The sequence below is a fragment of the Streptomyces sp. NBC_00287 genome, from assembly GCF_036173105.1.
GTDB lineage: Bacteria > Actinomycetota > Actinomycetes > Streptomycetales > Streptomycetaceae > Streptomyces.
The window spans coordinates 6857585-6880254 of the sequence record NZ_CP108053.1 but is presented as its reverse complement, the minus strand read 5'-3'; the positions used below and the strand labels follow the sequence as shown (position 1 = coordinate 6880254).

Annotated in this window: 19 protein-coding genes; 8 read left to right on the top strand and 11 right to left on the bottom strand. The window is 71.0% G+C overall.

The window, feature by feature from the left end; translation table 11 throughout:
• Window positions 1-292: 292 nt before the first annotated feature.
• Window positions 293-1513: a trypsin-like serine peptidase gene (locus tag OHT76_RS31465; RefSeq protein ID WP_328874223.1), complete on the top strand. Its 1221-nt coding sequence runs from the start codon at window positions 293-295 to the stop codon at window positions 1511-1513.
• A gap of 136 nt (window positions 1514-1649) precedes the next feature.
• Window positions 1650-2816, top strand: coding sequence for a trypsin-like serine peptidase (locus OHT76_RS31460; protein ID WP_328874222.1), 1167 nt, complete (start codon window positions 1650-1652; stop codon window positions 2814-2816).
• A 60-nt stretch (window positions 2817-2876) separates the two neighbouring features.
• Here the strand turns inward: OHT76_RS31460 and hflX are convergent, their stop codons facing one another.
• The 6 genes from hflX to miaA all read right to left on the bottom strand — a co-directional run bounded on the left by hflX (window position 2877) and on the right by miaA (window position 11066).
• Window positions 2877-4370 (bottom strand): GTPase HflX, encoded by a 1494-nt coding sequence (hflX, locus tag OHT76_RS31455; RefSeq protein WP_328874221.1) that lies wholly within the window; start codon window positions 4368-4370, stop codon window positions 2877-2879.
• Between the two features lie 160 nt (window positions 4371-4530).
• Complete coding sequence (locus tag OHT76_RS31450) at window positions 4531-5997, bottom strand: M1 family metallopeptidase (RefSeq protein WP_328874220.1); 1467 nt, start codon at window positions 5995-5997, stop codon at window positions 4531-4533.
• 169 nt (window positions 5998-6166) lie between these two features.
• The gene (locus OHT76_RS31445) at window positions 6167-8293 is read right to left on the bottom strand and encodes a RelA/SpoT family protein (RefSeq protein ID WP_328874219.1); all 2127 of its coding nucleotides are present in this window, start codon (window positions 8291-8293) and stop codon (window positions 6167-6169) included.
• Between the two features lie 301 nt (window positions 8294-8594).
• Window positions 8595-9464 (bottom strand): diaminopimelate epimerase, encoded by an 870-nt coding sequence (gene dapF / locus OHT76_RS31440; RefSeq protein ID WP_328874218.1) that lies wholly within the window; start codon window positions 9462-9464, stop codon window positions 8595-8597.
• A 51-nt stretch (window positions 9465-9515) separates the two neighbouring features.
• On the bottom strand, window positions 9516-10019 hold the full coding sequence (locus OHT76_RS31435; protein ID WP_328874217.1) for a hypothetical protein: 504 nt from the start codon (window positions 10017-10019) through the stop codon (window positions 9516-9518).
• A gap of 108 nt (window positions 10020-10127) precedes the next feature.
• On the bottom strand, window positions 10128-11066 hold the full coding sequence (miaA, locus tag OHT76_RS31430; RefSeq protein WP_328874216.1) for a tRNA (adenosine(37)-N6)-dimethylallyltransferase MiaA: 939 nt from the start codon (window positions 11064-11066) through the stop codon (window positions 10128-10130).
• A gap of 183 nt (window positions 11067-11249) precedes the next feature.
• Here miaA and OHT76_RS31425 point away from each other — a divergent pair, with 183 nt between their 5' ends.
• Both OHT76_RS31425 and OHT76_RS31420 read left to right on the top strand, forming a co-directional pair.
• The gene (locus tag OHT76_RS31425; RefSeq protein ID WP_328874215.1) at window positions 11250-11507 is read left to right on the top strand and encodes a hypothetical protein; all 258 of its coding nucleotides are present in this window, start codon (window positions 11250-11252) and stop codon (window positions 11505-11507) included.
• 24 nt (window positions 11508-11531) lie between these two features.
• On the top strand, window positions 11532-11840 hold the full coding sequence (locus OHT76_RS31420) for an antitoxin (RefSeq protein ID WP_328874214.1): 309 nt from the start codon (window positions 11532-11534) through the stop codon (window positions 11838-11840).
• A gap of 113 nt (window positions 11841-11953) precedes the next feature.
• Here the strand turns inward: OHT76_RS31420 and OHT76_RS31415 are convergent, their stop codons facing one another.
• Both OHT76_RS31415 and miaB read right to left on the bottom strand, forming a co-directional pair.
• A complete protein-coding gene (locus OHT76_RS31415) occupies window positions 11954-12661 on the bottom strand; it encodes a class III extradiol dioxygenase subunit B-like domain-containing protein (RefSeq protein ID WP_328874213.1) in 708 nt (235 codons plus the stop codon).
• A 65-nt stretch (window positions 12662-12726) separates the two neighbouring features.
• Window positions 12727-14244 carry a tRNA (N6-isopentenyl adenosine(37)-C2)-methylthiotransferase MiaB gene (miaB, locus tag OHT76_RS31410; protein ID WP_328874212.1) on the bottom strand — a complete coding sequence of 506 codons (1518 nt, stop codon included), beginning with the start codon at window positions 14242-14244 and terminating at the stop codon, window positions 12727-12729.
• Window positions 14245-14365: 121 nt separating this feature from the next.
• Here miaB and OHT76_RS31405 point away from each other — a divergent pair, with 121 nt between their 5' ends.
• Window positions 14366-16426, top strand: a complete 2061-nt coding sequence (locus tag OHT76_RS31405) for a serine/threonine-protein kinase (protein WP_328874211.1) — start codon at window positions 14366-14368, stop codon at window positions 16424-16426.
• Between the two features lie 49 nt (window positions 16427-16475).
• Window positions 16476-17120, top strand: coding sequence for a class I SAM-dependent methyltransferase (locus OHT76_RS31400; protein WP_328874210.1), 645 nt, complete (start codon window positions 16476-16478; stop codon window positions 17118-17120).
• 128 nt (window positions 17121-17248) lie between these two features.
• Here OHT76_RS31400 and OHT76_RS31395 read toward each other — a convergent pair whose 3' ends face one another.
• The 3 genes from OHT76_RS31395 to OHT76_RS31385 are packed head-to-tail and all read right to left on the bottom strand — an operon-like array spanning window position 17249 to window position 20733.
• The gene (locus tag OHT76_RS31395; RefSeq protein ID WP_328874209.1) at window positions 17249-19096 is read right to left on the bottom strand and encodes a glycoside hydrolase family 5 protein; all 1848 of its coding nucleotides are present in this window, start codon (window positions 19094-19096) and stop codon (window positions 17249-17251) included.
• Window positions 19097-19156: 60 nt separating this feature from the next.
• Window positions 19157-19810, bottom strand: coding sequence for a response regulator transcription factor (locus OHT76_RS31390; protein ID WP_328874208.1), 654 nt, complete (start codon window positions 19808-19810; stop codon window positions 19157-19159).
• On the bottom strand, window positions 19810-20733 hold the full coding sequence (locus tag OHT76_RS31385) for a sensor histidine kinase (protein WP_328874207.1): 924 nt from the start codon (window positions 20731-20733) through the stop codon (window positions 19810-19812). The genes OHT76_RS31390 and OHT76_RS31385 overlap by 1 nt, the downstream gene beginning before the upstream one ends.
• Before the next feature lie 168 nt (window positions 20734-20901).
• Here OHT76_RS31385 and OHT76_RS31380 point away from each other — a divergent pair, with 168 nt between their 5' ends.
• A complete protein-coding gene (locus OHT76_RS31380; protein WP_328874206.1) occupies window positions 20902-21387 on the top strand; it encodes a TrkA C-terminal domain-containing protein in 486 nt (161 codons plus the stop codon).
• Window positions 21388-21391: 4 nt separating this feature from the next.
• Window positions 21392-22618, top strand: coding sequence for a cation:proton antiporter (locus tag OHT76_RS31375; RefSeq protein ID WP_328874205.1), 1227 nt, complete (start codon window positions 21392-21394; stop codon window positions 22616-22618).
• Window positions 22619-22670 lie beyond the last annotated feature (52 nt).

The following is a 22670-nucleotide window of genomic DNA, read 5'->3' as shown; positions in this document are numbered from 1 at the left end:
TGTCCTCGCCCGTCCCGACATACGCACCCCCGCGAGGCTTCGCTCGAAGCTCCGGGGAATTGGGCACAGGGGGCCGCGCACAGACAGCAGAACCCCCACCGCTACCAACCCCGCATCGCTCACGCGGTTACGGGTTGCCTCAAGATCCTTGCCGTGACGGAACCGTTGCCGTTCCGTCGGAAGTCCCCCACAGCGAGCGCATAGTGTGTGTTGCCGTTCCCGGTCGCCGCGTCGAGCGGCGCGGGAGTGCGGCAGTGCTGCCAAGTTCGTTCACCTCAGGGGGAGTCAGATCATGCGATCGATACGGCCGTCGTTCACCACTCGGCGAGGGAGGGGCGCGCGGCGCGGAACCTCCCCCCTGCCCGCAGCCGTCGCCCTCGCCGCGGTCCTCGCGCTCACCGCCACCGCCTGCGACTCGGGCGACGCCGACGCCGGCGGCGGGCCCTCCGCGACCGCCGCCGCTGGTGACGACAAGATCTCGATCCCGGACGACATCAAGGACCGGCTCAAGGAGCACGGGATCGACATCGACAAGTGGAAGGACGGCGCCTGGAAGAACTGGAACAAGGACGACTGGCTGCGCGAGGCCGAGGACTTCGTCAACCCGATCATCGAGGACCTGTGGGACCCGGACCGGATGCGCGAGGCCGAGCAGCCGGACGAGGGGGTCGACGAGGGTGATCTCTCCGGTGACCAGGGCGTGACCGACCCGACGCCGACTCCGGTGGACGCACAGGCCGTACCGGCCACGTATCACGACAGCGCGCCGACGGCCGGGAAGGTGTTCTTCGACTCCCCCGAGGGCACGATGGTGTGTTCGGCGACGGTCGTAGCGGACCCGGCCAACCCCGGTAAGTCCAACCTGGTGTGGACGGCCGGACACTGCGTGCACGCGGGCAAGGACGGCGGCTGGTACCGGAACATCGCGTTCGTGCCGTCGTACAACAACGACGCCATGGAGACCGCGGAGTTGGAGAGCGCCAGCCGGGAGCAGATCGCTCCGTACGGGGTCTGGTGGGGTGACTGGGTGCAGACCTCGGACCAGTGGATCGAGCAGGGCGGTGCGACCGGCGGGGACGGTGCGTCGTACGACTTCGCTGTCATTCATGTGACGCCGGAGGAGGGCAGCGGCGCCAAGTCGCTGGAGGAGATGGTCGGTTCGGCTCTGCCGGTGGACTTCAACGCTCCGGCTGTACCGGAGGTGGACAGCATCACCGCGACCGGATACCCGGCGGCGGCGCCGTTCGACGGGCAGAAGCTGTACCAGTGCCAGGACAAGCCGGGGCGGCTGTCGCTGAGCAAGGCGGATCCCACGATGTACCGCATCGGCTGCACGATGACCGGTGGTTCGTCGGGCGGTGGCTGGGTCGCGACGGGCTCGGACGGTAAGCCCGCGCTCGTCTCCAACACCTCCATCGGCCCTGTGGAGTCGGGCTGGCTGGCCGGGCCGCGGCTCGGCGACGAGGCCAAGGGCGTGTTCGACGAGGTCAGCGGGAAGTTCGCCGGACAGTGAGCTTCGGTGGCGGTGGGACCGGGAAACCTTCACGGTCCCATCGCCGTTCGCCCTCAACTCCCCGGGCATAGTGGGGAGTCGCGTGCCAGGGGCACGTCCGAATCAGTCAGAGCAGTTCTACGGGGGTCACCGCACCATGCGTTCCACACGTACCCGCCTCGCCGCCACCGCGCTTCTCGCGGCTGTGGCGCTGACCGCGACCGCGTGCAGCGGTTCCGGCGACGACAAGGCGAGTGACAAGCCCAGCACCTCGCAGGCCGCCGATCAGGGCAAGGCCGAGGTTTCTCAGGGCATCGCCGACAAGCTGAAGGAACACGGCATCGACGTCGATGCCTGGGCCGACGGCGGCTGGCAGGACTGGGACAAGGACAAGTGGCTCAGTGAGGCCAAGGACTTCGTCAACCCGGTGATCGAGGGCCTGTGGAAGCCGGACCGGATGCAGTCCGCGAAGGAGGCCGACAAGACGGTCTCGACGAAGGACGCCTCCGCCGACCAGGGCGTCAGCGATCCGGAGCCGGCGCCTGTGGAGGCGAAGGCGGAGAAGACGCCGTACCACGAGAACGCCGCCCCGGTCGGCAAGGTCTTCTTCGACTCGCCCGACGGTCCCGCGGTCTGCTCCGGCACGGTGGTCAAGGACGTCAATCACCCGGGCAAGTCCAACCTGGTGTGGACGGCAGGGCACTGTGTGCACGCGGGCGGGGAGGGCGGCTGGTACCGCAACATCGTCTTCGTCCCGGCCTACAACGACCTGGGCAAGTCCGAGGCGGAGCTGGGCAACGCGAACTCCACGGAGATCGCCCCCTACGGCAACTGGTGGGCGGACTGGGCCTCCACCTCGAACGAGTGGATCCAGGGCGGCTCGTCCACCGGCGGTGCGGGTGCGGCGTACGACTACTCGGTGCTGCATGTGAAGCCGGAGCAGGGCGCGAAGTCCCTTGAGGAGACCGTCGGGGCCGCGCTGGACGTGGACTTCTCGGCGCCGTCCGCGACCGAGTCCGGCACCATGGGCGCCTGGGGCTACCCGGCTGCGCCGCCGTACAACGGTCTGAAGATGTTCAAGTGCCTCGACCAGCCGGGCCGGTTCTCGCTGAGCCCGAGCCTGCCGACCATGTACCGCATCGGCTGCACGATGACCGGCGGCTCCTCCGGCGGCGGCTGGTTCCGGGTGGTGGACGGCGAGACCAAGCTGGTGTCGAACACCTCCATCGGCCCCGAGGACAACACCTGGCTGGCCGGGCCGCAGCTCGGCGCGAACGCCGAGGCGCTCTACGAGAACATGAGCAAGACCTACGGCGGTCAGTGACGACGCCGGCATGACGAAGGCCCGCCCCCGTGCGCTACGGGGGCGGGCCTTCGTCGTGGATCAGACCGCGGGAGTGGGGATGTACGGCGTGAGCTCCGCCGCCAGTTCCTCGTGCACCCGCACCTTGAGCAGGGTGCCCTCCGGGGTGTGCTCCTCGGAGATCACCTCGCCCTCGTCATGCGCGCGGGCGACCAGCTTGCCGAGGGTGTACGGCACCAACGCCTCGATCTCGACCGACGGCCTCGGCAGCTCGTTGTCGATGAGCGCGAGCAGTTCGGTGATGCCCCGGCCGGTGCGGGCCGAGACGGCGATGGAGCGCTTCTCGATCCGCATCAGACGCTGGAGCGTCAGCGGATCGGCCGCGTCGGCCTTGTTGATCACGACGATCTCGGGTACGTCGGTGGCGCCGACGTCCCTGATCACCTCGCGTACGGCGGCGAGCTGCTCCTCCGGGTTCGGGTGTGAACCGTCGACCACGTGCAGGATCAGGTCGGACTCGCCGACCTCCTCCATCGTGGAGCGGAACGCCTCGACCAGGTGGTGCGGCAGGTGCCGGACGAAGCCGACGGTGTCGGCCAGCGTGTACAGCCGGCCGCTCGGGGTCTCGGCCCGGCGGACGGTCGGGTCCAGGGTCGCGAACAGGGCGTTCTCGACCAGGACGCCCGCGCCCGTGAGGCGGTTGAGCAGGGAGGACTTACCGGCGTTGGTGTAGCCCGCGATGGCGACCGAGGGCACCTTGTGGCGCTTGCGCTCCTGGCGCTTGATCTCACGGCCGGTCTTCATGTCCGCGATCTCCCGGCGCATCTTCGCCATCTTCTCGCGGATCCGACGCCGGTCCGTCTCGATCTTGGTCTCACCGGGACCACGGGTGGCGAGGCCGCCGCCCTTGCCGCCGCCCATCTGACGGGACAGCGACTGACCCCAGCCTCGCAGTCGCGGCAGCATGTACTGCATCTGCGCGAGCGCGACCTGCGCCTTGCCCTCTCGGGACTTGGCGTGCTGGGCGAAGATGTCGAGGATCAGGGCCGTACGGTCGATGACCTTGACCTTGACGACGTCTTCGAGGGCGATGAGCTGGCCCGGGCTGAGCTCGCCGTCACAGATGACGGTGTCCGCGCCGGACTCGAGGACGATGTCGCGCAGCTCGAGGGCCTTGCCGGAACCGATGAAGGTGGCCGCGTCGGGCTTGTCGCGGCGCTGGATCACACCGTCGAGCACGAGTGCGCCCGCCGTCTCCGCGAGGGCGGCGAGCTCCGCGAGGGAGTTGTCCGCATCCTGCACGGTCCCGGTGGTCCAGACACCGACGAGCACCACGCGCTCCAGGCGGAGCTGGCGGTACTCGACCTCGGTGACGTCCTCGAGTTCGGTGGAGAGGCCCGCCACGCGGCGCAGAGCCGCGCGCTCGGAGCGGTCGAACTGGTCGCCGTCCCGCTCTCCGTCGATCTCGTGGCTCCAGGCGACGTCCTCTTCCATCAGGGCATCGGCCCGAAGACCTTCGGGGTTGGTATGCGCGAGGCGCTGCGTGTCCTGGGAAGGGGAAGAAGAGGAGGTCATTGGGTCCTTACGTCGTTGAGGAATCCTGTACGGCCGTCATTGTGCACAACGTACGAGTGCCCCGGGAGATTCCCGCGGAATCGCCTGCGATTCCCGGCCCCGGCCCCGTAACGCGCCGACCTGAGGATGGTCGCACGGTACGGGGCGTCTCGTCATCGGCTTATTTCGCGGCCGGGGCCTTCATGGGCGCGACCTGCTTCCAGTCCGGGTGGCCGGGCATGGGCGGGGTCTTCTCGCCGTACAGCCAGGGCTGGAGGAAGTCGCTCAGGTCGGGGCGTGCGGAGATCTCCGACGCGAGCCGGACGAAGTCGTCGGTGGTGGCGACGCCGTCCTGGTGTTCGGCGACCCAGGCGCGTTGCAGGCGCTCGAAGGCCGGGCGGCCGATCTCCTGGCGCAGCGCGTAGAGGATGAGTGCGGCGCCGTCGTAGACATTCGGGCGGAAGATGCTGATCTTGTGACCCGGGTCGGGCGCCTTGGGTGCGGCCGGGGGGCCGCCGGCGGCGCGCCAGCGGTCGGAGAAGCCGTACGCGGCCTTCATCCGTGCCGCCAGGGGGCGGTCGGCCTTCTCCTCCGCGTACAGGGCCTCGTACCAGGTGGCATGTCCTTCGTTGAGCCACAGGTCGGACCAGGTGCGGGGGCTGACGCTGTCGCCGAACCACTGGTGGGCCAGCTCGTGCACCATGATCGACTCTACGTACCAGGCGGGGTAGGCGGGCTCGGTGAACAGGTCCTTCTCGAAGAGGGAGAGGGTCTGTGTCTCCAGTTCGAAGCCGGTGTTCACGTCCGCCATGAGCACGCCGTACGTCTCGAAGGGGTAGCGGCCGACCTTCTCCTCCATCCAGGAGATCTGGTCCGGTGTCTTCTTCAGCCACGGTTCGAGGCGCTCGCGGTCCTTGGTGGGGACCACGTCGCGGACGGGCAGGCCGTGCGGGCCGGTGCGGCGCAGGACGGTGGAGCGGCCGATGGAGACCTGGGCGAGCTCGGTGGCCATGGGGTGCTGGGTGCGGTACGTCCAGGTCGTCGCGGCGCGGGAGCGGTCCACGTCGGTGGGGAGGCCGTTGGCGACCGCCGTGTAGCCGTTCGGAGCGGTCACCCTGATCGTGAACATCGCCTTGTCGGACGGGTGGTCGTTGCCGGGGAACACCAAGTGCGCGGCGTCGGCCTGGTTCGCCATCGCGAGGCCGTCCGCGGTGCGGACCCAGCCGCCGTCGCGGTTCTTGGCCGGCATGGGATCGCTGGTGTGCCGCACGGTGATCCGCATCCAGCTGCCGGTGTGCAGAGGCTCGTCCGGGGTGACCACGAGGTCCTCGCCGGCGGTCGTGAAGGCGGCCGGTTCGCCGTCCAGCTCCACCGACTCGATGTCGCCGTGGGCGAAGTCGAGGTTGACGCGGTCGAGGGTGGCCGTCGTCCAGGCGTCGATGGTGGTGACCGACTGGAGGGGCTTGCTGTTGGTGCCGGGATAGGTGAAGGAGAGGTCGTACGACGCCACGTCGTAGCCGGGGTTGCCGAGGTGGGGGAAGAGCCGGTCGCCGAGGCCGAGCGGTTCGGCCGGCGCACTGGCGGCGAGGAGGCAGACGGTTACGGCCGAGGCGAGGAGGGCGGTGGCCTTGCGGGGGGTGTGCGGCATGGACCACGGCTACCAGTGGGGGTGGGTCGGGTGGCGGCGACTCGCGATTGGCCCACTCGAACGGGTTCGCTGCGCGGCGGGACGGTCTCCTGCGCGGCGGGGGTTCTCTTCGGCAGCGGGTGCCGCCCACGGCACGACTGCCCGCAGCTACACCGGCTTCCCTACGCCCCTACGACACTCCCGGCTGCGTCTGCGCCCTGCTCACGTCGTACACGCCCGCCACGTTCCGCATCGCCCGCATCAGCGCCGGAAGGTGTGCCGCGTCCGGGAGTTGGAGTGTGTATGTGTGGCGGACCCGTTGCTGTGTGGGGGGTTCGACCGTTGCCGAGACGATCTCTGCGCCCTCCAGGGCCATCGCCTCCGTCAAGTCCGCCAAGAGGTGCGGGCGGACGAACGATTCGGCTACCAGGGTCACCCGGCACTCCGTCGTGTCACCCCAGCGGACGCCCACCTCCGCGCGGCCCGCGCTCTTCATGCGGGACACCGCCGAGCACTCGACCCGGTGCACGGTGACGGCTCCCCCGCGTACCGAGAAGCCCGTGATCTCGTCGGGCGGTACCGGGGTGCAGCACCCGGCCAGGCGTACCGTCGCCCCCGGCTGGTCGGCTACGACGTCGACTACCGGGCGGGCGGTCGGGGAGCCCTCCGTGGAGAGGGCCTCCGTCGTGGGGCGGGGGGTCGTGGCCGCGTCCTCGGGACGGGCCGTGTCCTCGTGCGAGGGGTGGGCGGCCAGCCAGCGCTGGATGGCGATACGGGCCGCGGCGGTGTGGGCGTGCTCCAGCCACTCCCTGGACGGCTCGGACGCCGGGTCCTGGCCCATGAGGAGCTGGACGGTGTCGCCGTCCCGCAGGACCGTACTCAGGGTCGCCAGACGGCCGTTCACACGGGCGCCGATGCAGGCGTGCGCGTCCTCGCCGTACTGGGCGTAGGCCGCGTCCACGCAGGTCGCGCCCTCGGGCAGGCCGAGCGTGCCGCCGTCGGGGCGGAAGACGGTGATCTCGCGGTCCTGGGCGAGGTCCTCGCGGAGGGTGGACCAGAAGGTGTCGGGGTCGGGCGCCCCCTCCTGCCAGTCCAGCAGGCGGGAGAGCCAGCCGGGTCGGGTCGGGTCGGCGCGCTCACCGTCGACGGGCTCGTCGGAGGAGGGCGCGTAGGGGTTGCCGAGCGCGATCACCCCGGCCTCCGCCACCTTGTGCATCTGGTGGGTGCGGATGAGGACTTCGACGCCCTGGCCGTCCTCGCGGGCCACCGCCGTATGCAGCGACTGGTACAGGTTGAACTTCGGTACGGCGATGAAGTCCTTGAACTCCGAGACCACCGGCGTCATACAGGTGTGCAGTTCGCCGAGGACGCCGTAACAGTCCGCGTCCTCGCCCACCAGCACCAGCAGCCGCCCGAAGTCGGCGCCGCGCAGTCGGCCGCGTTTACGGGCCACCCGGTGCACCGAGACGAAGTGCCGTGGCCGGATGAGGACTTCGGCCTGGATGTCGGCGTCGCGCAGGACCGTGCGCATCTCGTCGGCGACCTCGGCGAGCGGATCGTCCGCGCGGGAGGCGTTGTCGACGATCAACTCCCGTGTGTGCTCGTACTCCTCGGGGTGCAGAATCGCGAAGACCAGGTCCTCCAGCTCGGTCTTGAGCGCCTGGACGCCGAGGCGTTCGGCGAGCGGGATGAGGACGTCGCGGGTCACCTTGGCGATGCGCGCCTGTTTCTCGGGGCGCATCACGCCGAGGGTGCGCATGTTGTGCAGCCGGTCGGCGAGTTTGATCGACATCACGCGGACGTCGTTGCCGGTGGCGACGAGCATCTTGCGGAAGGTCTCGGGCTCGGCGGCGGCGCCGTAGTCGACCTTCTCCAACTTCGTTACGCCGTCGACGAGATAGCGCACCTCTGCGCCGAACTGCTCACCGACCTGATCGAGCGTCACCTCGGTGTCCTCGACGGTGTCGTGGAGCAGTGAGGCAGTCAACGTCGTGGTCTCGGCGCCGAGTTCGGCGAGGATCAGGGTCACCGCGAGCGGATGCGTGATGTACGGCTCGCCGCTCTTGCGCATCTGGCCGCGGTGCGAGGACTCGGCCAGCACATAGGCGCGGCGCAGGGGTTCGAGGTCGGCGTCGGGGTGGTGGGCGCGGTGGGCCTCGGCGACATGGCCGATGGCGTCGGGCAGCCGGTCACGGGCGGCCGGACCGAGCAGCGCGGCACGGCCGAGGCGCCGCAGGTCGATCCGTGCCCGCCAGCGCGCGGCGGGCCCGGCGGTCACCGGACCTGGCGTCGCGGGGTTCGTGGCCTCCGCACTCATGGGCACCTCCGGCTGCGTGGACCGGCGGACGGGGTGCCCCATGGCGGACACGGCTCAGGGGACTGGCAAACGATCCCCCGTCCGGGCCGGTGCTTGATGCTACCGAGCCCATCACGCGCGGCTGACCGCCTCTCGCCGAGCGTGAAACGGATCACCCATTCGAGCGAAGGTTCGCAGGTTTACGGTTTCGAACCGCGCGACCTGCGGCCGACCGGGGATTCGATCCTCGACCTGGCGGCCGAGAAATCGTCGCCTCAGTGTGCCGGGCACCCGGCACACCGATACCAAGTCGTTGCCCGGCTCAACGGGCAAGCGTCTCCAGCCAGTCGGCGTCGATCCCGCCCTCGGCGACGATCACCGCGGGTCCGGTCATCTCGATCTCGCCGTCGGGCCGTTCGGTGATCACCAGGGTGCCGCCGGGCACATCGACGGTGTACGTCGCCGGAGTACCGGTGATGGCCGGGTCGGCGCCGTCCCGGCGTGCCGTGGCCACGGCGACCGCGCACGCGCCCGTGCCACAGGAGCGGGTCTCACCGGCGCCGCGCTCGTGCACGCGCAGGGCGACATGCCGGGGGCCGCGGTCGACGACGAACTCGACATTGACCCCGTCCGGGTAGGCCGACGCCGGGCTGAACGGCGGCGGCGAGTACAGATCACCGGCGTGCGCGAGGTCGCCCACGAAGGCCACGGCGTGCGGGTTGCCCATGTTCACGTTCCGCGCGGGCCAGCTGCGCTCGCCGACGCTCACCGTGACGTCCCCTTCGAGGAGGCGCGCCTTGCCCATGCCGACGGTGACGTCACCGCCCTTGGAGAGGTGCACGCGCTTCACGCCCCCGCGCGTGGCGACCACGAGGTCCCCCTCGGTGACGTGTCCGGCGCGCTGGAGGTAGCGGGCGAAGACGCGGACGCCGTTGCCGCACATCTCCGCGATCGAGCCGTCGCCGTTGCGGTAGTCCATGAACCACTCGGCCTCGGCCGCCATGTCCTTCGCCTCGGGGTGCGCGGCGGACCGCACGACGTGCAGCAGGCCGTCACCGCCGATGCCCGCGCGACGGTCGCACAGGGCGGCGACGGCAGAGGGGGGCAGGTCGATGGCGTTCTCGGGGTCCGGGACGATCACGAAGTCGTTCTCGGTCCCGTGACCCTTGAGGAAGGCGATCGTGGCGCTCATTCCTCGATCGTACGGTGCCGCACCGACAGTGCCCAAAGCGGAGCCGTCGGCTCAGCGCAGCCTTGCCACGCGCCACACCGCCAGCACGATGACCACGGCCACCACCAGCACGTACGCCAGCACGACCCGCCAGTCCGGCCGTCGGCCCGAGCCCCGCTGTGGCAGTCCGGGCCACGTGTAACCCACGCGGCGCGCCGCCATCATGCCCCAGCCCGCCGCGCACGAGCAGATCAACAGGCCCAGCATGGCGATCACCGCGCCGCTGTCGCCGAAGTCGAAGGCCAGCGGGAAGGCGAACATCAGAGAGCCGACCGCGGCCAGGGACACGATGGGGGCGAGCTGCCAGATGCGCAGCTTGCGCTGCGGGCGCAGTTCGACCTCGACCTCGGGGCCGCTGGTGAACATCTCCTCCGGCTCGGGGCCGTCGGCGGTCACGCCACCCTGGGTCTCGTCGGGACCGTCCGGGCTCAGACGGTCGCCGTCCTGCTCCGATCCGTCCCGGTCACCGGTGACGGGTTCGGTACCTTGTGCGGTGTCGCGAGGGCCGGCCTCCATCGCCACGCGCCCTCCCAACTCGGACTCCACTTGGTCGATCGAAGCTCGATGATGGCACGGCGCCGGAGGCCGCGATGACGGCCGGAGCGTCCCGATGCCATGACGTGATCAGGCTGTAACCGGTCGTTCGACCAACGCCAGTGCGAGGTGCGGAAGTTCTGTGAGATCCGCCGCAGCCCCACTGAGCCAGTGCACCCGCGGGTCGCGCCTGAACCATGAATCCTGCCGGCGCGCGAAGCGTTTGGTGGCTCGTACGGTCTCGGCGCGGGCCTCCTCCATGGTGCACTCCCCGGAGAGCGCCGCGAGCACCTGCTGATACCCGAGTGCGCGCGAGGCCGTACGCCCCTCGCGCAACCCCTGCGCCTCCAGTGCGCGCACCTCGTCGACGAGCCCGGCGTCCCACATGCGGTCGACGCGGCGGGTGATGCGCTCGTCGAGTTCGGGGCGGGCCACGTCGACGCCGATCTGGACGGTGTCGTAGACCGAGTCGTGGCCCGGGAGGTTGGCGGTGAAGGGCTGGCCGGTGATCTCGATCACTTCCAGGGCGCGGACGATTCGGCGGCCGTTGCTGGGCAGGATCGCGTGCGCGGCGTCCGGGTCGGCGGCGGCCAGACGGGCGTGCAGCGCGCCCGAGCCGCGCAGGGTGAGCTCCTCCTCCAGGCGGGCGCGGACCTCGGGGTCGGTGCCGGGGAACTCGAGGTTGTCGACGGCGCCACGGACGTAAAGGCCGGAGCCGCCGACCAGGATCGGCCAGCGCCCTTCGAGGAGCAGCGCGTCGATCCGCGCGCGGGCGAGCCGCTGGTACTCGGCGACCGACGCGGTGACGGTGACGTCCCAGATGTCCAGCAGATGGTGGGGGACGCCGGCCCGCTCCTCGGGCGTCAGCTTGGCGGTGCCGATGTCCATCCCTCGGTAGAGCTGCATGGAGTCGGCGTTGACGACCTCGCCGCCGAGCTGTCGGGCCAGGAAGACTCCCAGATCGGACTTTCCGGCCGCAGTGGGGCCGACGACGGCGATGACGCGGGGGGCGGAGGGTGTGCTGCTCACTGCCCCAGTCTCGCAAACCTCACAGGGTGGTCTCGAACGAGTTACGTGACGGCGCCCGTCCGACGTCGTTCCCAGTTGCGAGGTTCGCGCCGCCGGTCCCCGAGAGGCGGCGATCCGCGCGACGCAAACGGACGCACCGAACGACGCGGGATTTCGCCCGCACGAGTAACGTATGGAGTTGATATGGGCGTTTTGGCACGGCTTCTCCGGAGGTCGAAGACTGCGGAGGAGACGTCGACCCCCGAGGCTCAGGCCGCCGACACCGTGACGGCCCCGGCCGAGGCGGAGCAGGCGGCGGAGGCGAAGGAGCCGGCGGAGGGCGAGGCCCCGGAGGAGGCGACGGCGACGGAGGCCGTCGATACCGAGGGCGTCGAGATCCCCAAGCAGCAGTCCACCGACGAGGCGGCAGACCGAGAGGCCGGCGAGGGCGCCCGCACCTGACGATCCCGCGTGGGAAGGTGAACGATGGGTCTCCTGGACAATTTGAAGGCCAAGCTCAGCCCGGCCAAGGGCAAGGTGTCCGACCTCGCCCAGCAGCACGGGGGCAAGATCCAGCACGGTCTGGACAAGGCCGCCAAGGTCGCCGACGAGAAGACCAAGGGCAAGTACAGCGACAAGATCCACAGGGGCACGGGCAAGGCCAAGGACGCCATGGACCGACTCGCGCACAAGGACGAGGGCACAGGCGGCAACGCGGGCGGCGGCACGGGCACGGGCGGCGGCACCCCGCCGCCGAGCGCCCCACCTCCGAGCACCCCGCCTCCGGCTTCCTGAACACGCCTGAACACGGCACCTCGGCGGACGGCCGCGGAGCAGACGCTCCCGGCCGTCCGCCGTTGTTCCAGGGCGGCGCTACGACCAGGGGGGCGCTACGACCAGGGGCGGCCCTATGACCAGGTGGCGACGAGATACCCCACGCCGTACGGCGCACTGTCGTACAGCAGCGCGCCGGACAGCCCGGCGTCCTCCGCGGCGCCCGCGAGCACCTGCCAGGGCGCCCGCCCCGACGCCTTCAGCTCATACGCCAGCTCGGTGTCCAGCGCCTTGAGCGCGGCCAGGTCCGCCGCGCCCAGCGCCCGCGCGACGGCCGCGTCGAAGGGCTCGGCGCGCTCGTCGAGATAGCCGGGTGCCTTGAGCGTGCGGCAGGCGCTGGCGTCGCCCATCACCAGCATCGCCACACGGTCGGGGCTCGCGGCGATTTCCCTTCCGACTTCAATACACCGCTCGGCGGCCAGAGGTTCCCCCACCCCGAGTCCTTCGATCGGGGCATCGGCCCACCCGACCCGCTCCAGCAGCCAGGCCGCCACCGCCAACGAAGTCGGCAGTTCCCGCGCGGACTCCGCGGCCTTCCCCAGCCGTACATCGACATCGACCCCGAAGCCCCGGAACGAACCCCGCGCCCCCTCCGGGTATGCGTCGCGCCCTTCCTCCCCGGCAGGCCCGACGACCACCAGCCGATCGGGCCGCGCGGCGGCGAGCACGCCGAGCGCGTCCGCACACGCGGCACGCGCGGCATCCAGTTCGGGCGCGGCACCCGCGGCGAGCTCGGGCACGAGCACGGGCGGACAGGGACAAACGGCGGCGGCGACAAGCATGATCGGCAGCGTAACCCCGTACGACCGCGAAGGTCAGTCGGCGAACCCCCGTACGACCTCGGAGGTCAGTCGACCGCGCAGCCCCCGGTGACCGCCGGCAGCGGCTCGGGGACGCCGATCTTCGGCAGGCCCAGCAGCACGCCCGCCGGCTTGGCCGACTCCGTGGCGTTGCGCTTCTCCCAGGCGTCGCCCGCGCGCGTGGGGCGGACGGAGAGGACTTCGCCCTCGGCCAGGAGGTGGTGGGGGGCGGCGTAGGTGATCTCGACCGTGACCACGTCGCCGGGGCGGACCTCCTGGGCCGGCTTGGTGAAGTGGACCAGGCGGTTGTCGGCGGCGCGGCCGGAGAGGCGGTGGGTGGCGCCGTCCTTGCGGCCCTCGCCCTCGGCGACCATCAGCTCCAGGGTGCGGCCGACCTGCTTCTTGTTCTCCTCCCAGGAGATCTCCTCCTGGAGGGCGACGAGACGCTCGTAGCGCGCCTGGACGACCTCCTTGGGGATCTGGTTCTCCATGGTCGCGGCCGGGGTGCCGGGGCGCTTGGAGTACTGGAAGGTGAACGCCTGCGCGAAACGGGCCTCGCGGACCGCGTGCATCGTCTGCTCGAAGTCCTCCTCGGTCTCGCCCGGGAAGCCCACGATGATGTCGGTGGTGATGGCCGCGTGCGGGATGGCGGCGCGCACCTTCTCGATGATCCCGAGGTAACGCTCCTGCCGGTAGGAGCGGCGCATGGCCTTGAGGACCGTGTCCGAGCCGGACTGCATGGGCATATGGAGCTGCGGCATCACGTTCGGCGTCTCGGCCATGGCGGCGATGACGTCGTCGGTGAAGTCGCGCGGGTGCGGGGAGGTGAAGCGGACGCGCTCCAGGCCCTCGATCTTTCCGCAGGCCCGCAGCAGCTTGCTGAAGGCCTCGCGGTCGCCGATGTCGCTGCCGTACGCGTTGACGTTCTGGCCGAGCAGCGTGATCTCGGAGACGCCCTCGGCGACCAGGGCCTCGATCTCGGCGAGGATGTCGCCGGTCCGGCGGTCCTTCTCCTTGCCGCGCAGGGCCGGGACGATGCAGAAGGTGCAGGTGTTGTTGCAGCCGACGGAGATCGACACCCAGGCCGCGTAGGCGCTCTCGCGCCGGGTCGGCAGCGTCGACGGGAACGCCTCCAGCGACTCGGCGATCTCGACCTGCGCCTCTTCCTGCACGCGCGCACGTTCCAGCAGGACGGGCAGCTTGCCGATGTTGTGCGTGCCGAAGACGACGTCCACCCAGGGCGCCTTCTTCACGATGGTGTCGCGGTCCTTCTGCGCGAGGCAGCCGCCGACCGCGATCTGCATACCGGGGCGCTTCGTCTTCATGGGGGCGAGGCGGCCGAGGTTGCCGTAGAGCCGGTTGTCGGCGTTCTCGCGGACGGCGCAGGTGTTGAAGACGACGACGTCGGCGTCGCCGTCGGCGCCCTCGGGGGCACGGACGTAACCGGCCTCTTCCAGCAGCCCGGACAATCGCTCGGAGTCGTGGACGTTCATCTGGCACCCGTAGGTGCGCACCTCATACGTTCGCTTGACGTCCACGGCGTGGCTCCGGTCGATGCTGCTCATGCCCATAAGGGTAGGCGGTCCCCGGAGAAGCCCGGCCCGGCTCTTGCGTCCTGGGGGCGGGGCCCGTGGGGCCCGTGATGCAATGGGGCACCACAGAGCAGTCCACGGGGTGGAGCGGGGCGTGTTGAGCAACGGTGGGGCCGATGAGGGTGGTTTCGAGCCGCTGGAGGACGGTGATCCGTCGGTCATCGGCGGCTATCGGCTGGTGGCCCGGCTCGGGTCGGGTGGCATGGGGCGGGTCTTTCTCTCGCACACGCCGGGCGGACGGGCCGTCGCGGTCAAGGTGATCCGGCCGGAGCTGGCCGAGAACGCCGAGTTCCGCAAGCGGTTCCGGGCCGAGGTGGCCGCGGCGAGCCGGGTGCACGGGCTCTATACGGCGCCGGTCGTGGACAGCGACACCGAGGGCGCCATGCCGTGGTGTGCGACCGCGTACGTCCCGGGGCCGTCCCTCGCCGACGCGGTGACCGACCACGGGGCGCTGCCCGTCGACACCGTGCTGCGGCTAATCGCCGGGGTCGCGGAGGCGCTGCAGGCGGTGCACCGCGAGGGCATCGTGCACCGGGATCTCAAGCCGTCGAACGTGCTGCTCGCCGCGGACGGGCCCCGGGTCATCGACTTCGGTGTCGCGCGGGCGGCGGACGCCACGTCGGTGACGCAGAGCGGGATGGCCCTCGGCACGGTCGCCTACATGGCGCCGGAGCAGGCGCTCGGCGCGGAGGCCGGTCCCTCGGCCGATGTGTTCGCGCTGGGGCAGACGGCCGTGTTCGCTGCGACAGGCGTCGCCGCCTTCGGGGTGGGGGATCCGCACGCGGTGCTCTACCGGGTGGTGCACGAGGAGCCCGATCTCAGCCGGGTGCCGGAAGAGATACGGGAGTTGGTGGCGCGGTGTCTGCGCAAGCCCGCCGCCGAGCGGCCCACCGTCGAGGAGGTCATACGCTCCGTCCAGGCCATCCAGGCCCAGCGCGGTGACGAGGCACGGTTCGCCTCCGGCGCGTGGCTGCCGGGTGAGCTGGCGGCAGGCATCGCCGCTCGGATCGAGGGCGCGGACCAGGCTCGGGCGGGGGTGACGCAGGGCACGCGGACTCCCGGCGGTTTCGGACCGGCCGGTTCGGGTGGATTCGGGGCGGCTGGTTCGAACGGCTTTGGGGCAGAGGGTGCCGGTCCTTACGGGCCCAGCGGTCCCGGAGGTTATGGGCCCATGGGTGCCGGCGCTTTCGGTCCCGCCAGTTCCGCCGCCTACGGTGCCACAGGTGCCGATGCCTACGGCCCCGCCAGTTCCACCCCCTACGGCCCCACCGATCCCGCCGCCTCGGAGCCCCCCGCGTCCCACGCCGCCGACTCCCCGTCCCATGCCGCGCTGCCCGGTCCCTTCGTGATGGGGTCAGGCGCCGCACCCGGTCCGTACGCTTCGCCGACCTGGCAGCAGCCGCAGGGCCCCGCGGCCGCGCAGACCACCTCGGTGGCCTCGGGTGGCACCGGCCGCAAGGGCCGGGGCTGGTTGTTGTCGGCGGCCGCCGTGGTGCTCGTCGCCGCCGGGGCGGGCGCGGCGCTGATGTTCATTCCGGGCGAAGGCGACAAGGGCAGCGACGACCAGGCGCAGGAAGTGGCCGCGTCGCGGTCGGCCAAGGCATCGCCGTCCGCGTCCGGTTCCCCTTCGGCGTCGGCCTCGGCCTCGGCCTCGAAGAAGCCCACCAAGTCCGCTCCGCCGCCCAGCCCTTCGGGCCCCGCGACACCCACGCGACCCCCGACCTCGGCTCCCCCTACAGCCGCGGCCAGCAAGCCCGCGTCGCCGACGGCCCACGCCCCGGCGTCGTACACGGGAATCCAGCTGACCAAGAGCCAGGACCTGTTTCTGGCGGACACCCCGGTGCGGGCCAGGGCGGACACCGGGAGCGCCGACGAGGATCTGACGTACGCCGTCTACTCCTCGGGCGCGGTTCTCGCCCCCGGCACCGACTCCGGCAGCTCCCTCGCCCTGCTGCCCGCCGGACGCCAGGGGGGCCTGGACGTGTGCAAGGCGGCGACCGGCTACAAGAGCTACATCTGGGTCAAGGACCTCGCCGTCGGCCAGCAGATGTGCGTCATCAGCGGGACGGGGCACGTGGGGCAGGTGACCTATCGGGGCTCGTCCGGGACGACGTACGCCACCGTGGACGTGAAGGTGTGGCGTAACGCGGCCTAGGACAACCATGTTTGAGGGGTAAGGGCGCCCACCGGGGCGCCGACGTGACATGCGGCTGGCCCGGCAATTGATCTTTCCCGCGGTACTGGACCGCCTCGGCGCCGCCCCGGATCCTGGCGCGATGGTGCTGGACATCGGATGCGGCACCGGTGCGCTGGCTCTCGAACTGGCCGAGTCGCGGGGATGGGCGGTGCAGGGGGTCGACCCCTCGGCGCACATGCTGGACATCGCCCGCGCCGACCGCCCCCACCCGCGCGTCGACTACCGCCTCTTCGACGGCCGTCGCCTGGACTGGCTCCCGGACGGCAGCGTCGACGCGGCCGTGTGCTGTCTGGTCTACTGCACCGACCCCGACGACCGGCGCCTCGCCGCACTGACCGCCGAGATCCACCGGGTACTTCGGCCGGGAGCACCGTATGTCGTCGCCGACCTCAACCCGGGCGCCGTAGGAGAGCAGTTCTCCACCCTCCGGTACGGCGACCCGGGCGCGTCCTACGCCGAGGGGGCGCCCGTGCCCACGGTGCTGCGGCAGTTGGACGGCGGCTCCGTCACGACGGTCTGTTACTTCCGTCCCGAGTCGGCGTACGGCGCCCTGCTCACCGGCGCCGGTTTCCCCGCGCCGACGACCGAGACGCCGCCCGCCGAGACCGGCACCGCCCCGTACATGGTGCTCGGTACCGTCCGCCGGCCCTGAGCCCGCGCCGCCTGTGCCGCCCTCGCCAGGTCCATGTCCGACCGCGCCCTGCTGCCCTCGATCGCGGCGGGCGCGCACGCGGACCCGGTGACCAAGAACTCCCCGAGATCCTCACGCGCGCGTACTGATCACTTACGGCAGTACAGCGCATCCGGAGTCCGCCCCGACCCCACCCGCCCCGTGTACGCGATCCCCGCCGCGTACTCGTCCGCGGCGCACTGCCCCTTGTAGTGGCCGGACGCGAAGTCCCCGCCCTTGGGCGACGGCCCCCGGTTGTCGCCCCGGTCGAACCAGACCGTACGGCCACTCGTGCCGCCGACCGGGCCCGCCGTGCACAGCGCCGCCGAGACCGCCGAGCCGCGGACGCTGTAGCCGGTGAGCAAGGAGCCGTCGGGGCACTGGAGTTTGGTGTAGCCGGAGGCCCAGTCCTGCCGGACGTGCCGCTCGTCGACGACCACCTCGTGGGCGCCCGAGCCCACCGAGAAGCCGACATCCGAACACAGACCCCGGTTCCCGGTGTGGCTGAGGCCCAGCAGGCGCTGTCCGTCCGGGCAGACGGCCTTGCGGGCGCCGGGGTTCCAGTCGGGCAGGGCCCGCATCCGCCGGGAGGCGATGAAGTCACCGTGGTCGGGGCTGAGCATCGACCAGTCGGCCACGGGTGCCACCGGACCGGTCCGGCCCTGCGCCCCGATCAGCCGGGCCCAGGCGGCCGCGCGCCAATCGTCACCGTCGTGGACGCCCATGCGGTTGCCGGCCGCGTCCCAGTGCAGCAGCGCCCAGCCGTTGCCCTTGCGGTCCTCGTGCCAGCCGACGAGCGGCCAGTACGCGAAGTCCGCGTCGGTACGGATGAGATGGTCCACGAAGTTCTCGAACCAGGCGCGCGGCTTGGCGCCGGTCTCGTCGCGGCCCCCGACGCCGAACTCGCTGATCCAGACGGGGGCGGTGAAATGCTGGTCCTGTTCCGAACTGACGTAGAAGGCCTGGCGGTTGAGCACAGTGATCAGTTCGCTCGGGCTCAGATCCCGATAGCGGGGATCGCTCGTCTCCCCCGTCCCGGTCGCCCCGCTGTGGTTGGGGCCCGTGTAGTCGTAGAAGTGGGCGGAGTACACGAGCTTGCCGGAGTCGACGAGGGTGTGCGAGAGGCGGCGTACCGGCTCCAGGGTGGGGCGTTCATGGGCGAAGCCGTCCACGGGGATGCCGGTCCAGTTGATGCCCTCGACGATGATCAGAAGGTCCGGGTTGGCTTCCAGCAGCAGCCGGTCGGCGACCCGTTGCGAGGCCGCGAACCAGTCGTGGTCGTCGCCCAGACCCCAGTTGGGGTCGTCCCAGATGTTGCGGCGGACCTCGTTGTAGAGGTCGGCGCCGACGACCCGCTTGTTGTCCTGGTAGCGGCGGGCCATGAACAGCCAGTCGTTCTCCCAGGTCTGGGCGGACTGGCTGGTGTTCCAGCGTTCGTTGCCGTCGACTCCGCAGCACCAACGGGTGGTGTTGGTGTGGTTGTTGAGGATGACGGCGAGTCCGGCGGCGGTGAGTTCGCGGACCACGACGTCGTACACCTGGAGCGGGGTCTTTCCGCGCAGGGACGGGTTGGCCGCCACGGCGTCGTCCGTGACCGGGCGGGTGTCGTGGATCATCTCGTTGGAGAAGGGCAGCCGGATGCTGTTGATCCCGATCTCCTCGAAGCCGGCGATGATCTCGGCCATGGGGGCGCGGTCCAGGCCGAGCGGGATGCGCCCGGAGTTCTCGCCCGCGTGGTGGTTGGCGTCCTCGTCGGCGCTGCCGGAGCCGCTCCACGTGCCGCTGGCGCCGTGCCAGTTGCCCGAGCGCAGCTTGAAGCGGTCGCCGTCCGCGTCGACGATCCAGCGACCCCGGGTGCTCAGCGGACCCGTCCAGTCGTCCGGCGCCGCCTGGGCAGGGAGGGACGTCAGCGGCACCAGGAGGAGTACGGCGACCAGTGCGGCTCTGAGGAAGCGCATCAAATTTGTCATGGCAGCGTCATGATGGCGCTGCGCTCGGCCTTAGTCCATACCTGCGTCTCAAGGCTCGATGAGTCCGGCCCGTATCGCGTACCGCGTCAGCTCCAGCCGGCCCCGCACCCCCAGCTTCTGCAGCAGATTGGCCCGATGCCGCTCGACGGTCTTCGCGCTGATGAAGAGCAACTCACCGATCTCCTTCGAGGTGTATCCCTCGGCGACCAGCTTGAGTATCTCCTCCTCGCGCTCGGTCACGGGCCGCTCCGGCAGCCGGTCACCACCGTGCAGCCGCTCCAAGTACGAGCGGACCAGGGCCCGTTCGGCACCTGGATAGATGAACGGCTCATCGCGTACGGCCGCCCGGCACGCCTCGACCAGATCGCGGTCGGCGACGGACTTGAGCACATATCCGCCCGCGCCCGCCTTCAGCGCCTCGAAGAAGTACTGCTCGTTGTCGTACATGGTGAGGATCAGGATCCTGAGGTCCGGCAGTCGCCGGGAGAGCTCCCGGGCCGCCTGGAGGCCGGTCATCCGCGGCATGGCGATGTCCAGCACGGCCAGATCGACCTCGTGGGACCGGGCCAGCGCGACCGCCTCGGCACCGTCGGCGGCCTCGGCGACGACCTCCAGATCCGGCTCACCGTCGAGGATGAGCCGGACGCCCCGGCGGACCAGGGTGTGGTCGTCGGCGAGGAGCACCCGGATCGGCGCGGCCATCAGCGACCGCCCACCCGCAGCCGTATCTCCTGACCGGGGCCGACGGAGAGCTCCGCCCCCACCAGCAGCGCCCGCTCCCGCATCCCGCGGATCCCCGACCCGTCCGGCGCCGCCCCGAGCCCCTTGCCGTTGTCGCCTACGACGAGTTCGACGCCGTGGGAGAGGGTCTCGAGCCTGATCTCCGCGCGGTCGGCGCCCGCGTGCCGGGCGGTGTTGGTCAGGCCCTCCTGGGCGACCCGGTAGAGCACGAGTTCCAACTCCTCGGTGAGCGGGGGAAGTTCGGCGGGGATGTGGTGGCGTACGGTCAGGCCGTGTGTGGTGAACTCGGCGGCTAGTGAGCGCAGGGCGCTGGCCAGGCCGAGTTCCTCCAGGACGCCCGGGCGCAATCGGCGGGCGATTCGCCGGATCTCGTCGAGACCGGCCCGGGTGGCCTCCTGCGCCTGGCCCACCTCCTCGCGCAGCTCCTCGGGCGCCCGGTCGGCGACCCGCTTGAGCTGGAGCAGCACGGCGGTCAGCGTCTGGCCGACCTCGTCGTGCAACTCCCGTGCGATCCGCTGCCGTTCCCGCTCCTGCGCGGACAGCGCCCGAGCGGCCCCGGCGGCCCGCTCGCTCTGGAGCCGGTCGAGCATCGTGTTGTACGTCGTGATCAGCTCGGCCGTCTCCGCCGGTCCCGCGACCACCGCTCGGGCTCCGGGGCGCAGCAGGTCGGCGGCGGCCATGGCCCGGCCGAGCCGGTGCAGTGGGGCGAGGCCGAGCTGCAGCACGACAGCGTTGGCGGCCAGCAGCAGCGCGAGGCCCGCGACCACGACCAGCGCCTCGGCGGGCAGGATCGGCGTGGAGACGGTGACCGGGCCCAGCAGCAGGGCGGCGGCCACGACCAGGCCGACGGCGTTGAGCGAGAAGATCCGCCAGAACAGGGACACGGGCGCGTTCCGACTCCTTCCGGCTCTCCGGGGCACCGCCGTCACCAGCGTCGATGTTCGAGTCCGATCGCGTATATCCGTGCTGACACCCATATCGCCACCGTACGGGGGGCTGGCAGCATGCCGACCGAGCCGTTGGAACGATCACCAAGAGCGAGGGGAAGAAACGTGTCAGCTCCACGTCTGAGGGCGACGCCGCTGCCCGGTATCGGGGTCCAGTACGACCTCGTGACACGGGAACACCGCCATCTGTCCGTGGTGGCACACCGCGACGGGGGCCGCACGGTGAATGTGTACCGGGCCGACGATCCCGACTCCTGCCTGCAGTCCCTGCGGCTGACAGGACCGGAGGCGGACTCGCTGATCGACGCGCTGAAGCCGTCCCATCACAGTGCCAGCCTGCTCTACACCACCGACCTGGGCCTGGTCGCGGAGCGGATCGAGGTGGCCGCGACCTCGCGCTGGAACGGACGGCTGCTGGGCGACACCCGGATGCGCACCGAGACGGGTGCCTCCGTGGTGGCGGTGCTGCGCCGGGCCGAGGCCATCCCGTCCCCGGCTCCGGACTTCCGGCTGGTGGGCGGTGACACCCTGATCGTCATCGGCACCCGCGAAGGCGTGGACGCCGCCGCGTCGATACTCGGGCGGGAGTGAACCGGTGCACTCCGGCATCCTGCTGATCGAGTTCGGTTCGATCATCCTGGGCCTCGGTCTGCTCGGCCGGGCCGCCGCCCGCTTCCGGCTCTCCCCGATCCCGCTGTATCTGCTCGCCGGTCTCGCCTTCGGCGAGGGCGGGCTGCTGCCGCTCGGGGCGAGTGAGGAGTTCATCGCGGCGGGCGCGGAGATCGGCGTCATCCTGCTCCTGCTGATGCTGGGCCTCGAGTACACGGCCGGCGATCTGGTCACCAACCTCAAGGCCCACTACCCCGCAGGCCTCGTCGACGGCGCGCTCAACGCCCTCCCGGGCGCGGCGACGGCGCTGCTGCTCGGCTGGGGTCCGGTGGCGGCCGTCGTCCTGGCCGGCGTCACCTGGATCTCGTCCTCCGGTGTCATCGCGAAGGTGCTGGGCGACCTGGGCCGGGTGGGCAACCGCGAGACCCCGGTCATCCTCAGCGTCCTGGTCCTGGAGGACCTGGCGATGGCGGTGTACCTGCCCATCGTCACCGCGCTGGTCGCCGGGGCGGGCCTGCTGGCGGGCAGCGTCACCCTGGCCGTCGCGCTGGGCGCTGCGGGCCTCGTCCTGTTCGTCGCGGTCCGCTACGGCCGTGTCATCTCCCGTTTCGTCTCCAGCGACGACCCGGAGAAGCTGCTGCTGGTGGTGCTGGGCCTGACCATCCTGGTCGCGGGCGTCGCGCAGCAGCTCCAGGTGTCCGCGGCGGTGGGGGCGTTCCTGGTGGGCATCGCCCTGTCCGGGGAGGTGGCGGAGGGTGCGCACACCCTGCTCAGCCCTCTTAGGGACCTGTTCGCCGCGGTGTTCTTCGTCTTCTTCGGACTGCACACCAACCCGGCGAGCATCCCGCCGGTCCTGCTGCCCGCGCTCGCCCTGGCAGTCGTCACAGCGGCCACGAAGATCGCGACCGGCTACTGGGCGGCGCGACGGGCCGGCATCTCCGTGAAGGGCCGCTGGCGCGCGGGCGGCGCCCTCGTGGCCCGCGGCGAGTTCTCGATCGTCATCGCGGGCCTCGCGGTCAGCGCGGGCATAGAACCGGCGTCCCTGGGCCCCCTGGCCACGGCCTACGTCCTCATCCTGGTCATCGTCGGCCCGCTCACGGCACGGTTCACGGAGCCGGTGGCGATGTGGTGGCTGGGTCGGCGGACGGCGGCCCAGAAGCGGGAGGAATCCCGGCCGTACGAGGAAGCGGAGGCTCCGGTGGCCGACCTGTAGGGGCGGGCGAGAGGCGCCGCCCCTGGTCAGGGAGGCGAAGCGCCTGGCAGTA